11 protein-coding genes are annotated in these 14,924 nt (G+C 72.6%); 6 read left to right on the top strand and 5 right to left on the bottom strand.

Features of this window, described 5'->3' with window-relative positions:
- Positions 1 to 15: 15 nt before the first annotated feature.
- Entirely contained in the window at positions 16 to 3,216 is a 3,201-nt protein-coding gene (locus tag OG444_RS06075) for an AfsR/SARP family transcriptional regulator (RefSeq protein WP_327261149.1), read from the bottom strand.
- 139 nt (positions 3,217 to 3,355) lie between these two features.
- A complete protein-coding gene (locus OG444_RS06070; RefSeq protein WP_327261148.1) occupies positions 3,356 to 3,826 on the bottom strand; it encodes a MarR family winged helix-turn-helix transcriptional regulator in 471 nt (156 codons plus the stop codon).
- A gap of 417 nt (positions 3,827 to 4,243) precedes the next feature.
- Between OG444_RS06070 and OG444_RS06065 the strand changes: the two genes are divergently transcribed.
- The gene (locus OG444_RS06065; RefSeq protein WP_327261147.1) at positions 4,244 to 5,737 is read left to right on the top strand and encodes an FUSC family protein; all 1,494 of its coding nucleotides are present in this window, start codon (positions 4,244 to 4,246) and stop codon (positions 5,735 to 5,737) included.
- Here OG444_RS06065 and OG444_RS06060 read toward each other — a convergent pair.
- Positions 5,727 to 8,027, bottom strand: a complete 2,301-nt coding sequence (locus OG444_RS06060; protein WP_327261146.1) for a HelD family protein — start codon at positions 8,025 to 8,027, stop codon at positions 5,727 to 5,729. The genes OG444_RS06065 and OG444_RS06060 overlap by 11 nt on opposite strands.
- Before the next feature lie 142 nt (positions 8,028 to 8,169).
- On the opposite strand from OG444_RS06060, the gene OG444_RS06055 reads away from it, so the two are divergent.
- The 3 genes from OG444_RS06055 (at position 8,170) to OG444_RS06045 (ending at position 11,281) form a co-directional block, all read left to right on the top strand.
- Positions 8,170 to 8,769, top strand: a complete 600-nt coding sequence (locus OG444_RS06055) for a GNAT family N-acetyltransferase (RefSeq protein ID WP_327261145.1) — start codon at positions 8,170 to 8,172, stop codon at positions 8,767 to 8,769.
- A gap of 258 nt (positions 8,770 to 9,027) precedes the next feature.
- Positions 9,028 to 10,164, top strand: coding sequence for a nitric oxide synthase oxygenase (locus tag OG444_RS06050; RefSeq protein ID WP_327261144.1), 1,137 nt, complete (start codon positions 9,028 to 9,030; stop codon positions 10,162 to 10,164).
- 70 nt (positions 10,165 to 10,234) lie between these two features.
- A complete protein-coding gene (locus OG444_RS06045; RefSeq protein ID WP_327266672.1) occupies positions 10,235 to 11,281 on the top strand; it encodes a lactonase family protein in 1,047 nt (348 codons plus the stop codon).
- A gap of 83 nt (positions 11,282 to 11,364) precedes the next feature.
- Here the strand turns inward: OG444_RS06045 and OG444_RS06040 are convergent, their stop codons facing one another.
- Positions 11,365 to 12,279, bottom strand: a complete 915-nt coding sequence (locus OG444_RS06040) for a sirohydrochlorin chelatase (protein ID WP_327261143.1) — start codon at positions 12,277 to 12,279, stop codon at positions 11,365 to 11,367.
- 241 nt (positions 12,280 to 12,520) lie between these two features.
- Here OG444_RS06040 and OG444_RS06035 point away from each other — a divergent pair, with 241 nt between their 5' ends.
- Positions 12,521 to 13,198: a uracil-DNA glycosylase gene (locus OG444_RS06035; protein ID WP_327261142.1), complete on the top strand. Its 678-nt coding sequence runs from the start codon at positions 12,521 to 12,523 to the stop codon at positions 13,196 to 13,198.
- 257 nt (positions 13,199 to 13,455) lie between these two features.
- Positions 13,456 to 14,241, top strand: a complete 786-nt coding sequence (locus OG444_RS06030; protein ID WP_327261141.1) for an SDR family NAD(P)-dependent oxidoreductase — start codon at positions 13,456 to 13,458, stop codon at positions 14,239 to 14,241.
- A 63-nt stretch (positions 14,242 to 14,304) separates the two neighbouring features.
- On the opposite strand, the gene OG444_RS06025 is transcribed toward OG444_RS06030, so the two are convergent.
- Positions 14,305 to 14,814, bottom strand: a complete 510-nt coding sequence (locus tag OG444_RS06025) for a MarR family winged helix-turn-helix transcriptional regulator (protein ID WP_327261140.1) — start codon at positions 14,812 to 14,814, stop codon at positions 14,305 to 14,307.
- Positions 14,815 to 14,924 lie beyond the last annotated feature (110 nt).

The raw sequence follows: 14,924 nt of genomic DNA, 5'->3' as shown, positions 1-14,924 counted from the left end.
TCCGAAAGAGACGACCTAGTCCTGCGGCGGAGTCAGCAGCAGGGTCAACTCCGCTGCACTGAAGGAACGATGCGGCAGCCCGGCGGCGTCCGCACCGGCGTCCCCACCGCCCGGCCGGCCGTTCCCGACAGGCCCGCCCGCACCGCCCACGCCACCCGTACCGCCCGCGCCACCCGCCCCACCCGTACCGCCCGCGCCACCCGCACCGCCCGCGCCACCCGCCCCACGCGCGCCACTCGGTCCGTCCCCACCGCCCGGCTCACCCGCCGCGCCCTGGACCGCCGCCAGTAACCGGCTCGCCTGCGCCCGCCAGGGCTGCGCGCCGACCTCCCCGAAGGCGGACCGCGCCCGCCGGAACCTCTCCGCCGCCTCTGCCAGGCGGCCGCCGATCGCCTCCACACATCCGAGATCGGTCACCACGCGGGCGTACAGGAAACGATCCGCCAGCTCATCCGTGATCTCCAGGGCCTGCTGCAGCGTCCCTCCCGCCGCCGACAGCAGGCCCTGGCTCCACTGTGTCTGTCCCAGCCCGCGCAGCGCGTGCGCCTCCCCGACCCGGTCGCCCTCGCCCCGGGTCAGCCGCAGGACCGCGCCGAAGGCCTCCGCGGCCTCGCCGAGATCACCCGCGCGCAGCCGCACCTCGGCCAGCCGGTACACGCTCTGCGCCTCCGCCCGCACCGATCCGGTGCGCCGGCTCAGCGCCACCGCCTCCTCGGCGAGCGGCAGCGCACCGCCCACGTTGCCCCGGTCCAGCTCGATCTGCGCCTGGAACCCCAGCAGATGGGCCTCGTTCCCGATGTCCCCCGACGCGTGGAAACCGCCGAGGGCCGCTTCGCAGAACTCCAGGGCCCGCTCCCAGTCCCCCTGGAACCGCGCGCACATGGCCAGGTTCCGCTGGGCGAGCGCCGCCCCGCCCACGTCACCGGTGTTGCGCAGCAACCGCAGCGCCGCCATGTTCCAGCCCTCGGCCTGTTCGTACCGCCGCTGGTAGATCGCCAGCGACCCCAGCAGGCGCAGCATGGTCGCCTCGCCCGGCTCGTCCCCGGCGCGCCGGGCAGAGGCCAGCGCCTGCTCGGCACAGCGCTGCCAGTCCTCCAGGTAGTTCTTCGTCTCGAAGTGCGGGACCGTGCTCTCGGTCAGCGTCCACGCGTAGCGGGCCCGGCCCGTCTCCGCCGCCTGGGCCACCAGGTCCGCCACCGCCGTGCGCTCCGACTCGAACCAGTCCATCGGGGAGTCCAGCAGTTCGTCGGCCAGCTCCGTCAGGAACAGGGGGGCGGGCGCGGGCGTACGCCCCGCCGGGAACCGGCGCCCGTCGATCCGCCGGTGCGCCTCCTCGGCCAGCCAGACCCAGGCCGCGAAGGCCCGGTCCAGCGCGGCGTCCGTCTCCCCCTCCGGTTCGTCCGACTCCGCGCGCTCGCGGGCGAACAGCCTCAGCAGGTCCTGGAACCGGTAGCGTGCGGCCCGCCCCGGCGCCGTGTCGGCGACCTCCAGCAGCTGCGCGTCGACCAGCTGGTCGATCAGCTCCTCCGCGTGCCACACATCGGTGTCCAGTACGGCCGCTCCCGCCCAGGCGGCGAAGTCCGCCGTGCGCAGCAGTCCGAGCCTGCGGTACATCCGGGCCGCCTCCGGCGGCAGGTCCCGGTAGGTGAGCCGGAAGCCGGCCCGCACCCCGCCCTCGCCCGGGCTCAGCACGTCGAGCCGGGACCGGTGGTCGCGCAGCCGCGCCACCAGGCTCCGTACGCTCAGCCCGGGTTTGGCCGCCAGGCGCGCCCCCGCGATCCGCAGCGCGAGGGGCAGACAGTCGCACAGGGCGCCGAGCTGTTCCACCGCCACCGGGTCGCTGCCGAACCGGTCGGCCCCGGCGAGCTTGATGAGCAGGGCCGTCGCCTCGGTCGGTTCCAGCATCCGCAGCCGCAGCGTCAGCGTCGTGTAGTCCCCGGTCAGGTCCCCCAGGCTCTCCCGGCTGGTGGCCAGCACCACGCTGCGGCCACCGCCCGGGAGCAGGGGTCTGAGCTGGTGGAAGGACCGTACGTTGTCCAGGACGATCAGTGTCTTGCGGGTGCTGAGCAGGCTCCGGAACAGCGAGGCCCGCTCGTCGGGGTCCGGCGGGATCTGGGGCGCCCCGATCCCGAGGGCGCGCAGGAACCGGTCGAGCACGGCGGCGGGGGACACCGGGGCGTGCTCCTCGTCGTAGCCGCGCAGATCGGCGAACAGCTGGCCGTCCGGGAACTGATCGGCGACCTGGCTCGCCCAGTGCACCGCGAGCGCGGTCTTGCCCACCCCGCCGACGCCGACGATCGTCGCCAGCGCCGGGGTGTGCGGGTTGTAGGGCTCCTTCAGGAGCCGGTCCAGGGAGGTCATCTCGCGCTGCCGGCCGGTGAACGCCATGACGTCGGCGGGCAGTTGCGCGGGGATGGTGTTCAGGGCCGTCGGCGCCGGCGCCACCGCGGTGGGGGGCCTGGTCAGCTCGGGGGAGTCGCGCAGGATCAGGTCGTGCAGCTGCCGCAGTCCGGGACCCGGTTCGATCCCGAGCTGCTCGGTGAGTAACCGGCGGCCCTGCAGGAACACCTCCAGGGCCTCGGCGCGCTGCCCCGACCGGTACAGGGCCAGCATCAGGTGTTCGCGGCACTGCTCGCGCAGGGGGTGCCGGGCCACCAGCTCGCTGAGCTCACCGGTGAGCGCGCGGTGGCGGCCCAACTGGAGCATCAGCCCGGCCCGTTCCTCCATGAGCGCGAGCCGCATCTGCTCCAGTCTGGTGGTCTCCGCCTCCAGCCGCGATCCGGACGGCTCGTCCAGTGCGGAGCCGCGCCAGATGCTCAGCGCCTCCTCGAACTGCGTGCACGCCTCTTCGGTCCGGCCGTGCCGGGCGGCGTCCCGCCCCTGCTCGGCCCGCTCCATGAATTCCTGGACGTCGATGCGGTGTTCACCCTTGGCCAGCACGTAGCCCGGGGGAGAAGTGATCAGCAGATCGGTCACCCCGGCCTGCTTGAAGGTCTTGCGGAGGGTGGCCACGCAGATGGCGATCTGGTTGCGCGCCGTCGCCGGGGGCGATTCCGGCCAGACGGCGTCGACCAGGGTGTCCACCGAAACGATCCGGTCGGCGTAGAGCACCAGCATGGACAGGACCGTGGCCTGGCGCCGGCCGTTGATGCGCAGCGGACCCTCATCGGTCTGGACGACCAGCGGCCCCAGCACTCTGAAGACAAACCGATTCAAAAGGTCCCCCGGCCTTGAAACCCCGCGTCAGGCGCGAACGGTACCGCAAAGAGGATTCCTCGGTGCAGTCAACTCTTGGGAAAAACCGCGTCAGTTTCAGGCCAGCTTGTCCGTATAGCGGTGGACACGCGCACGGGCTTCACGGAGAGTCGTCGGAACCGATCGACGACAACGCGCCGGACAGGCCCCGCAGCACCTCGGCCGTGCGGTGCACCTCGTCCTCGCCGCCGAGACCCGCGTACAGCTGCCGGGCCAGCTCGGCCAGGCAGGAGTCGATCTCCCGTTTCGCGGCGACGCCCTGCTCGGTGGCGGTGAGCAGCTTCGCCCGCCGGTGCGCCGGATTGTCCAGATAGACCGCCAGGCCCTGCCGCACCAGCAGGTCCGCTATGCGCTGGACGCTCTGCCGGCTGGTCCCCACGCGCCGGGCCACCGCGGACACGGAAAGTGACTCCCCCGTCACGGTGCTGAGTATCTGCCAGCGGGCCGCGCTGAGCCCGGAAGCGAGCGCGAGCCGGTCGAGGGCGGCGGTGAACCGTCCGTTCAGCCGGAAGACCGCCACGGCGGCCCGGCTGAACGCCTCGGCCTGCCCGGACTCCACCCTTCGCGTCAACGTCGGTCCCCTTCCGTACGCCCCGCGGGTCGCTGCACGATAACAGCGCGTGGTCACGCCGACGAGAGTCGGCCGGGGCTGAGTAACCGGCCGGAGCGCGGCGTCCCGCCGGGGGTGGTGACGCGGGTGCACCGAGGGCCCTCCCAGGGCTGGACCGTTGGCAGACCCATGGCCGACAAATGTGCTGCAGAGCTGTACCAATGGCCCAGTCGTCGAGGGTCCGGTTGAGCCAGTGGGCCTCCGGATGGTTATCTGTGGCGTATCCATGTACTTACGGCGCCGCGCAGCGCCGGACGGCAACGAGGCCGGTTCCGGAGCGCGGCGCCTTCGCCGTGCCCGTCAGCCGCCCACCACCCCGGGCGGCGCCGGACCGGCGCGCATCACCTGCGAGGGGGGCGGCACACCGCCGTGAAGAGGATGTTCGTTGCTCCGGATCCGGGGCGCATGAGACTGCGGAACTCGGCCCGCGCGGTGATCGGCGTCGCCGCCGCCGTCGCCCTCGCCGAAATCTGCGGTCTCTCCCTGACCGCCGCCATCACCGGGGGACTGGCGGCCCTGCTCGCCCTCTTCACCGTGCTCGACGGACACGTCCGCGCCCAGCGCCTGACCACCGCCCTGCTGCCCGTCGCCGGGTTCCCCGTCCTCGCCCTCGCCACCACCCTGCACGGGATCCCGCTCGCCCGCGACGCCGCCTTCCTGGCCGTCGTGTTCGCCGGGGTGTACGCGCGCCGCTTCGGCCCGCGCGGACACGCCCTCGGGATCTTCGGCTTCATGATGTTCTTCGTCACCCAGTTCCTGCACGCCGTGCCCGGACAGCTGCCCGAGCTGTACGCCGCGGTCGGGCTGGCGCTCCTCGCCTCCGGCGCCGTGCGCTTCCTGCTCTGGCCCATCGAGCGGCGCACCCCGCCCCCCGCAGCCCCGCCCGGCCTGCCCGGAACCGGGCTCGCGCGGCCCACCACCCGGCAGGCCTTCCAGGCCACCGCCGCCTGCGCCTTCGCGCTCGGCATCGGCCAGGCGCTCTCCGACGACCGCTGGTACTGGGCCGTCGGCACCTCGTGGTGGATCTTCGTGAACACCACCTCCCGCGGCGAGACCCTCGTACGGGGCTTCCGCCGGGTCCTCGGCACCGTCGTCGGCATCGCCGCCGGGCTGCTGATCGCCGTCCCGCTGCACGGCGCGCCGCTGCCCACCGCCGCACTGGTCGCCGTATGCGTCTTCGGGATCTTCTACACGGCCGCGCCCTCGTACTCCTGGATGATGTTCTTCGTCACCGTCATGGCCGGCCTGCTCTACGGCCTCCTCGGCGTCCTGCACCCCGGACTGCTGCTCCTGCGCTTCCAGGAGACCGCGATCGGCGCGCTCGGCGCCGCCCTCGCCGTCGTGATCATCCTGCCGGTCACCACCCACGCCGCCAACGACGCCTGGATCCAGCGCGCCCTGCACTGCGTACGCGCCTCCACCGCGGCCGCCCTGGACCGCCTCGCGGGAGACCCGGACGCCGACCCCGCCCCGCACGCCGCCGAACTGGAGCTGCTGCTGGGCCGGGTACGGATGGCCCTCGCACCGCTCGTCCACCCGCTGAGCCCGCTGCGCGCCCGCAAGGCCCGCGCCAGGCAGGTGCTCTCCCTGCTGGACGACTGCGCCCGGGACGTGCGCGGGCTGGTCGCCGTCGCCGCCGACCCGCAGGCCTCCCACGACGCCCGGCTGGCCGCCGCCTGCTGGCGCGTGGAGGCGGCGGTGGAGGCCCTGACCGCCCCGCGCGGAGCCTCCGGACCCGCCACCGTGCCGCACCCGCGGCCCGCGGCGGCGGAACCGGCCCTCGCCCACCTGCACGGCCTGGAGCACACCCTCGTGGCCCTCGCGACGCCGCTGCGCACCGACCCCCGGGCGCCCCTCGTCATCAGCGCCTGAGCAGGCGCTCCCCGGGCCCGTCCGTCAGCCCCGCCGGCAGCCGGCCGGCGGTGTGCACCACGCCGAGGGCCTGGGTCGCCCGGGTCAGCGCCACGTACAGGTCGCTCGGCCGCAGCTCGGCCGGCTCCACCACGATCACCGTGTCGAACTCCAGCCCCTTGGCCTGGCGCGGGTCCAGCAGGACCACCTTCCCGGTCAGGTCCGGCTCCGCGCCCTCCCGTACCCCCGGCAGTACGGGGGCCAGCGCGGCGTGCCGGGCCCGTGGCGCGATCACCGCGAGCCGCCCCTCGGCCGGCAGCTCCCGCTCCACGGCCTCCCGGGTCGCCCCCGCGAGGTCGTCGGTCGCCCGCGCCCACGGCCGCACCCCGGTGCTCCGCACCGAACGCGGCGGTTCGAAGCCGGGATCGCGCGTCCGCAGCACGGCCGCCGCCACGTCCATGATCTCGGCCGGGGTGCGGTAGTTGACCCCCAGCCGGACCAGCTCCCAGCGCTCGCCCACGTACGGCGCGAGGATCCGCTCCCACGAGCCGCAGCCCGCCTCGTCGGCCGTCTGGGCCGGATCGCCGACCAGCGTCATCGACCGGGTCGGGCAGCGCCGCATCAGCAGCCGCCACGCCATCGCGGACAGCTCCTGCGCCTCGTCCACGATGACGTGCCCGAAGGCCCAGGTGCGGTCGGCCGCGGCCCGCTCGGCGGTGCTGCGGTGGTCGTCCTCCTCGTGGCGCTCGGCCATCCGCTCCGCGTCGATGATGTCGTGGGCCGCGAGGAACTCGTTCTCCTCGTCCTCGAACTCGTACGACTGCGAGCCCTCGGACAGGTCCAGCACCCCCTGCGCGTAGGCGATGCGCCGCTGCCGGTCCCGCTCCTCGGCGGCGCGCCGGGCGCTGTCGTCCTCTCCGAGCAGCTCGGCCGCCTCGTCCAGCAGCGGCACGTCGGCCGGGGTCCAGTCCGGCCGGGCCGAGGGCGCGCGCCGGATGAGGTCCGCCTCGTGCGCGGGCAGGTGAGTCGGGTCCGCCAGGAAGTCGGCGATCAGCCGCTCGGGGGTGAGGGACGGCCACAGAGAGTCGATCGCCGCGTGCACGGCGGAGCTCGTCGCGATCTCCTTGCCGAGCTGCGCGATGTCGTCCGAGCCGAGCAGGTTCGGCCCGCCGTACGGATCGGCGCCCAGCCGGTCGGCGAGCTGCGCGGTGAGCGCGTCGATGATCGGGAAGGCGAAGGAGGGGCGCGCCTGATTGTGCGGGAGGCCCGTGGCCCGGGCCCGGTCCCGCGCCTCGTACGCCATGGTGCGGTCCAGCAGCAGGGTCCCGTACTCCTCGTGGTCGATCTCCAGCGCCGGCTCGGGCACCGTGTCGTACTCCTCGCCGGTGTCCGCGGGCACGGTCTCCGGCAGACACTGCCGGTCGGCCACCACCCGGGCGAGGACCTCCGCCATCGAGGCACGGCCCTTCACCGCGGCGGCGCCCGGGCGGTCGGTGCCGGTCGCGTGCACGCCCGGGAAGAGCTCCCCCACAGTGGCCAGCAGCACGCCCGTCTCGCCGAGCGCCGGGAGGACCCCGCCGATGTAGCCCAGGAACGCCGGGCCCGGTCCGACGATCAGCACACCGCGTTTGGCGAGCAGCTCCCGGTGCGCGTACAGCAGGTACGCGGCGCGGTGCAGGGCGACGGCGGTCTTGCCGGTGCCCGGCCCGCCCTCGACGACGAGCACCCCGCGGTGCGTGGAGCGGATGATCCGGTCCTGCTCGGCCTGGATGGTGCGGACGATGTCGTGCATCCGGCCGGTCCGGGCGGCGTCGAGCGCGGCGAGCAGCACGGCGTCCGCGTCGGCGCCCTCGTGGCCGGTGCGCTCCGCGTCGGTCAGGTCGAGGATCTCGTCGTGCAGGGCGGTGACCACGCGCCCCCGGCTGCTGATGTGCCGGCGGCGGCGCAGCCCCATGGGGGTGTGGCCGGTGGCGAGGTAGAAGGGGCGGGCCACGTCCGCGCGCCAATCCAGGACCAGGGGCGTGCGGTCCGCGTCGTCGGCTCGGATTCCGAGTCGCCCGATGTGATGGTCGCGGCCGTCGGAGAACTCCAGACGGCCGAAACACAGGCCGTTCTCGCCCGCATTCAGAGCGGAAAGCAGGCCGGACTGCTCGGCGACCAGGACATCCCGCTCCAGCCGGGCCTGGAACCCGGTACCGACATCGCGCAGCGCGCCTTCGACCGCACGTTCGGCCTGGTCACGCAGGCCGTCGAGGCGCAGATAGAGGTCGGTGACGAATTGCTGCTCTTTCCGGAATTCCTCGGTTGACAATTGCACTCCTGCCGCGATACAGTGTCCTCGTAAGCTTCCTCGTGGCTCCGTTTTTCAACGAAGTCGCGAATCATTGAATATACGCTCTCCCATCCCTCGGCAGCCAATTCGGCCGGGGGATTTTTTGCGTACGGTGGATCTCATGACCACCGCACACGGCCCGGCCGACGCCGACGGAATCGTCTACCGCCTCGCCCGCCCCGAGGACGCCGGCGCCATCGAGGCCCTGGACAGCTCCTTCACCACCGCCACGGTCTTCGAGGTGAGCGCCCCCGACCCGGGAGCCGGCGCCGGATTCGGCTTCCTGCTGCGCGAGGTCCCGGTGGACCCGCCCGTGCACAAGGTGTTCCCGCCCGAGGAGCACGACGAGCAGGGCTTCGGCGGCGGCAAGGACTCGGAGGCCGACGCGCGGACCTTCGTCGCCCTCGACGGCGGCCTGCTGTGCGGCTTCGCCGCCGTCGGGTACGCCGCGTGGAACCGGCGGCTGACGATCGAGGACATCGAGGTCTCTCCCGGTCACCGGGGCCGCGGCATCGGCCGCGCGCTGATGGACTGCGCGGACCGGTTCGCCCGCGAACGGGGCGCGGAGCACCTGTGGCTGGAGGTCAGCTCGGTCAACGCCCCGGCCGTGCACGCCTACCGGCGCATGGGGTTCACCTTCTGCGGCCTCGACACCGCCCTGTACGGCGGCACGCCCGCGACGGGCGAACAGGCGCTCTACATGAGCCGCCCCTGCAGCTGAAGGCCGTCCCGGGGGCGCGCCCCGGTGCCCGGCGCGTCCGATGAGAGCCCGGCGCGCGGCCAACTCCCGGAACGCGCCGGATCTTACGCCGCCGCGCCCGCTACCGCAGCCCAATCCATGAGGATCACTCGGAGGAGTGTTCCGAACCTGCCATTCCCACGGGGCTGACCTGCGACAGGTACAACGGGTAATTGTTTATTGCACATTCATCCGGCATGTACAGGGTGGATCTGCTCGGACAGGGGGTACCGGCCCGGAATGGAAATTCTTCAACAGCGCTCCACCACCGCCCAGGTGTGGGAAGCGGCCGAGGAGTTCATCCGACTCTTCCACAGGGAGAACGCGGACTCCGGCGATCCGCGCGCCCGGCTCGCCGCCGTGAGGGCCGAGCTCGCTGAGACCGGCAGTTATGTGCACACCCCCGAGGAACTCGTCCACGGGGCCAGAGTGGCCTGGCGCAACAGTAACCGCTGCATAGGCCGGCTCTACTGGAACTCGCTGCGGGTCCGCGACCGCCGCGGGCTCACCGACGCCGACACCATCGCCGCCGAGTGCTTCGACCACCTGCGCGAGGCGACGAACGGAGGCAGGGTCCGGCCCACGATCACCGTCTTCGCCCCGGACGCCCCGGGCCGCCCCGGCCCCCTGATCTGGAGCGAACAGCTGATCAGGTACGCGGGCTACGGCGACCACCCCTCCATAACCGTGGGGGACGCCCGCAACGCCCCGCTCACCGGGGCCCTGCTCCAGCTCGGCTGGTCCGGCGGCGCGGGAACCCCCTTCGACCTCCTCCCCCTGGTGGTGCAGGGCGTCGACGACAAGCCCCGCTGGTTCGACACCCCCGCCGACGCCGTCCTGGAGGTGCCGATCGGCCACCCCGACGGCGACGGCTGGGCGGACTGGGGGCTGCGCTGGCACGCCGTACCCGCCATCTCCAACATGTGCCTGGAGATCGGCGGCATCCACTACCCGGCCGCGCCGTTCAACGGCTGGTACATGGGCACCGAGATCGGCGCGCGCAACCTCGCCGACACCGACCGGTACAACCTCCTGCCCGCCGTCGCGCGCCGCCTGGGGCTGGACACCTCCAGCGACCGCTCCCTCTGGAAGGACCGCGCGCTCGTCGAACTGAACCGGGCGGTCCTGCACTCCTTCGACCGCGCGGGGGTGACCATCGCCGACCACCACACCGAGTCCCGGCGCTTCCTGTCCCACATGGAACGGGAGGAGCGCAAAGGGCGCGAGGTGGGCGCGGACTGGTCCTGGATCGTGCCGCCGATCTCCGGTTCCGCGACCCCGGTCTTCCACCGCACCTACGAGGACCGCAGCAGCAGCACCTCGTACGTCCACCACCCCGGCGCGCAGGAGCGGGCCCGGGGACGGGATTTGGTCTAGACCTTCTGTTACCGTCGGTTCCGGACGGATCCGGCGGCAGTGAGAGGGGCTTCCAGTGAGCGGCGACAGCATGGGGCGGAGCGGCGAACACCGCGCCCACATCGGCTCGTTCACCTCGTCGGGAGGCCGCGGTGTCACCACCGCGGCCGTGGACCCGAAGACCGGAGCCCTGACCCCCCTCTCGGTCACCGCCGCCGAGGACCCCTCGTACCTCGCCCTCGCCCCCGCCACCGGGGTGCTCTACGCGGTGAACGAGACCGAGCGGGGAGCGGTCACCGCCTTCCGGCCCACCGCGCAAGGGCTCGCCCCCCTCGGGGCGTCCGTCCGTGTCGGAGGCTCCGGGCCCACCCACCTGAGCCTGGCCGGGGGAAGGCTGCTCACCGCCAACTACACCTCCGGCAGCGTGAGCAGCCTCCCGATCGCCGCCGACGGCAGCCCGGGCGGCCCGGCCCATGTGCTGTCGCACCGGGGCTCAGGCCTCGACTCCGACCGGCAGGAGGGCCCGCACGCCCATCAGGTGCTGCCCGACCCGAGCGGCCGCTGGGTGCTCAGCGTGGACCTCGGCACCGATTCGGTACGCGTCTACGCGCTCGACCCGGCCACCGGGGCGCTCCGGGTGCACACCGAGACCGCGCTGCGCGCCGGGACCGGGCCGCGCCACCTCGCCTTCCATCCCGAGGGCGCCATGGTCTACGTACTCCACGAGCTGGAGCCGCAGGTGACCGTCTGCCGGTGGAACGGGGCGTCCGGGCGACTGGAACCGGTCGGCGAGGCTCCGGTGGCTTCCCCGGGCGTCTCAGGGGGCGTACGGGCCTACCCCTCGGCGATCGTCGCCTCGCCCGGTGGACGGTTCCTCTGGGCGGCCGTCCGCGGGGCGGACGCCGTCGTCACCCTCTCCCTCGCCGACGGGCCCGGGAAGCCGCGGCTCACGGGCGCCGTGGCATCCGGCGGCGCCTGGCCGCGCGATCTCGCCGTCGACCACTCGGGGAGCCGGCTGTACGCGGCCAACGAGCACTCGGGGGACGTCACCTGGTTCGATGTGGACCCGCTGACCGGGCAGCCGCACCGGGCCGGCTCACTGGCCGTTCCCGCGGCCACCTGCGTGGTTCTTGCCTGAGGTGCGCACGCGGCACGTGAAAGGGCCCCCGCCGGCCACGGGGGACCGTGGCCGGCGGGGGCCCTTTCCGTCGTACGGGCGGGTCAGTGCGCGGCGGCGTCCTGGGTGATCCCGAGAGCCGCGGTGTACTGCGCGACGGCCAGCTTGCCGAGCGCACCGTAGGCGCCGAGCGGCTCGGAGACGGCGCAGTCGGCCTCCTTGCGGGCACTCTCGAGCAGCCCGTCGGCCGCCTCCGGGCCGATCAGGTACGGGGCGAGCGCGAGCAGGGTGGAGCCCTCGCGGCGCAGCTGGTCGGCGACCGCGGCCACCGAGCCCTCCTGGTCGAGCGCCGCGGCCTTGACGGGCACGGCGAGCCGGGCGGCCAGCAGCATGCCCGTGATCCCGGCGGCCTGTACGGCCTCCTCGCCACCGGTGGTGGCCAGGACGATGCCGTCGGCGGCGGTGGTCACGGTGAAGAGCCGGGCGCGGTCGGCGCGGGCCAGCCCCGCCTCGGACAGCCGCACGTGCAGGCCCTCGGCGAGCAGCGGGTGCGGGCCGAGCACGTCGGCCAGCTCGGCGGCGGCCGAGGAGTCCATCAGTGCCTGGCGGATCCGGCGGAGGAGATCGCTGTCGGGGCCGGCCAGCAGCGGTACGACCACGGCGTCCGGGCCGGTCGGCGCGGGCACTTCGTGGCCGGCGGCGCGGGCGAACTCCGCACGCGCGACACGCTCGGTCGCGACGGCGGTCAGCACACCGGACAGGGACGGGAACTCGGAGGCGTCGTCACCCTCGAGGAAGCCGATGCGGGCGTCGAGGCCCGGCAGCTCGGAGCGGCCGATGCTGATGATCTCTTCCGCGAGCCCTCGCCAGGCGGCCGAGGGTGCACCGGGCACGGCGAGCACCAGCGCGGGCGCGCCCTCGGGCGCCACCGCGGGCTCGGGCCGGCGGTGCCGTCCGGTCTGGCGGGGTCGCGGCATTCGTACGGGCAGGCCATTTGCGGGCCCAGTGGGGGAGCTCATGGCGCCGCATGCTACTGGCTTATCGGAACATGGTGTTCGGGCAGGGCCTTGTCCGGCGGCATCTGTCCGTATTTATCCGGTGAATAACAGATACGTTCAACTGACGCACCGCGAGCACCTGTTCACGGACCGTGCGCCTGCCGTCCGTCGGCGCCTCCGGCCCCGAGGCCGGACCGATGTGATTCGATCTTCGGCGCAGGGGTGCGTCGTCGCTCCTTGTCCGCCAGTAGAGTGACGTGTTGTGGCAGCTCTCCCATTGAACCAACTTGTCGAGCCCGGATGGGCGAAAGCGCTGGAACCCGTGGCCGGACGTGTCGCCGCGATGGGTGACTTCCTGCGGGCGGAGATCGCGGCGGGGCGCACCTATCTGCCGGCCGGAGCACACGTCCTGCGCGCTTTCCAGCAGCCGTTCGACGAGGTGCGCGTCCTGATCATGGGACAGGACCCGTACCCGACCCCGGGCATGGCCATCGGGCACAGCTTCGCCGTCGCGCCCGAGGTCAGTCCGCTGCCCGGCAGCCTGGAGAACATCTTCCGGGAGCTGCACACGGATCTGGGACTGCCGCGTCCCTCCAACGGTGACCTGACGCCGTGGACCCGCCAGGGGGTGCTGCTGCTCAACAGGGCGCTCACCACGGCGCCCCGCAAGCCCGCGGCCCACCGGGGCAAGGGCTGGGAGGAAGTGACGGAACAGGCCATCCGAGCCCTGGTCGCGCGCGGCAAGCCGCTGGTGTCCGTGCTCTGGGGCCGTGACGCGCGCAACCTGCGGCCGTTCCTCGACGGCTTCCCGGCGATCGAGTCCGCCCATCCCTCCCCGATGTCCGCGGATCGCGGTTTCTTCGGCTCGCGGCCGTTCAGCCGTACCAACGAGCTGCTGGTCCGTCAGGGTGCCCAGCCGGTGGACTGGAAGCTTCCCTGAGCCGGGCGGCCCGGGTGACGGCCCGGGCGACGGCCCGGGCGACCGCCCCCGATGTGCCGGACGCACGACCCCTCTTGACAATCCGACCTGGGGTGAAGAACATAGTCCTCACATTGGAAAGCTTGTGCCCTTCGGACGCCGCTCAGGCGCCGGCCCGACGCTGAGCGTCGGAGCCCGAGGCTCTTTCCAGACCCACGACCCACAGGAACGGCCCGGTGACCCGGGCCGTTCTTTCGTATGCGGAGGGGACAGAGAACATGGCCAACGGAGCCGGAAGGACCGCGATCGTCACCGGAGCCACCAGCGGCATCGGTCTGGCGATCGCCAACCACCTCGGTGGGCTGGGATACCGGATCTTCCTGTGCGCCAGGACCGCGGACGGGGTGAAGCGGACCGTCGAGCACCTGCGTTCCCAGGGTTACGAGGCCGACGGCACCGCGTGCGACGTCCGCTCGGCCGACGACGTGCGGGCGATGGTGACCGCGGCGGTCGAGCGGTACGGCAGCATCGACATCCTGGTCAACAACGCAGGTACGGGCGGCGGCGGGGTCACCGCGGACCTCACCAACGAGGCGTGGTCCCACGTCATCGACACGAACCTCAACAGCGTCTTCCTCATCACCCGGGACGTGCTCTCGGTCGGCGGGATGCGCGACAAGAGCTGGGGCCGGATCGTCAACATCGCCTCCACCGCCGGGAAGCAGGGCGTCGTACTGGCATCCCCCTACTCCGCCTCGAAGCACGGAGTCGTCGGATTCACCAAGTCCCTCGGAAACGAACTGGCCAGGACCGGCATCACCGTGAACGCCGTCTGCCCGGGGTACGTGGAGACGCCGATGGCGGAGCGCGTGCGCAGCGGCTACGCGCGGGCCTGGGAGACCACCGAGGAGGACATCCTGCAGAGGTTCGAGGCGAAGATCCCGCTCGGCCGCTACTCGACCGTGGACGAGGTGGCGGGAATGGTCGGATACCTCGTCAGCGACACGGCCGCCTCCGTGACCTCGCAGGCCATCAACGTGTGCGGCGGACTGGGCAACTTCTGACCGCGGGAGGGAAGGCGAACGCCGACGGACCCCGTCGAGGTCACCGCCGACGTTCGAGCCACGTCACGACCGCTCGGGAGTGCGCGTCTCGCGGTACTCGTCGGCGAGCAGCGAAGTGAGGGTGGCGCGCATGTCCTTCAGGAACTCCTCGAACCGGTCGATCAGTTCGGGCGGATACTGCGCCGTCAGCCTGGTGAGGCTGTCCGAGAAGGGCTGGAAGAACTCCGAGGCGGGCCGGCCGATCTCCGGGCTGCTGCGCAGGGTCACCACCCGCCGGTCGGTGTGCTCCCCGCGGGTCCTGACGATGTGACCGGCCTTCTCCAGGCGGTCCACGAGTGCCGTCGTGGCGCCCGAGGTCAGTGAAACGCGCTCGCTGAGGCGGGCCAGGGACAGCGGGGCGTTCTGGTCCTCGGCGTAGAGGATCTCCACCAGTGCGGCGGCGTCCGTGGAATGCAGCCCCAAATGGGTGGCGAATCTGCGCGTGAATTCAGTGTAATTCGCCCCCCATGATCTGAGCTCATCCAGAATGCGCGTGCTCTGTTCCGCCGCCTGTGAAATATCTGTTTCCTTCATCGAGTTACCCCTCATTCTCGCTGCGCTGCGGCATTCAGTATGCGCGCATATTTTCCCAAGGATATAGCACCACCTGCAAGGCCGCGGTGGGGCATCACGGGCCGATGGGA

This window comes from Streptomyces sp. NBC_01232, from assembly GCF_035989885.1.
In the GTDB taxonomy this organism is placed as follows: Bacteria; Actinomycetota; Actinomycetes; order Streptomycetales; family Streptomycetaceae; genus Streptomyces.
This window is presented reverse-complemented; position numbering and strand designations above follow the sequence as displayed.

Coding starts and splice junctions, on each gene's coding strand:
- OG444_RS06040 (WP_327261143.1), bottom strand. CDS start 12,279: ATGAGCTCCCCCACTGGGCCCGCAAATGGCCTGCCCGTACGAATGCCG.
- OG444_RS06065 (WP_327261147.1), top strand. CDS start 4,244: ATGTTCGTTGCTCCGGATCCGGGGCGCATGAGACTGCGGAACTCGGCC.
- OG444_RS06050 (WP_327261144.1), top strand. CDS start 9,028: ATGGAAATTCTTCAACAGCGCTCCACCACCGCCCAGGTGTGGGAAGCG.
- OG444_RS06045 (WP_327266672.1), top strand. CDS start 10,235: ATGGGGCGGAGCGGCGAACACCGCGCCCACATCGGCTCGTTCACCTCG.
- OG444_RS06055 (WP_327261145.1), top strand. CDS start 8,170: ATGACCACCGCACACGGCCCGGCCGACGCCGACGGAATCGTCTACCGC.
- OG444_RS06025 (WP_327261140.1), bottom strand. CDS start 14,814: ATGAAGGAAACAGATATTTCACAGGCGGCGGAACAGAGCACGCGCATT.
- OG444_RS06030 (WP_327261141.1), top strand. CDS start 13,456: ATGGCCAACGGAGCCGGAAGGACCGCGATCGTCACCGGAGCCACCAGC.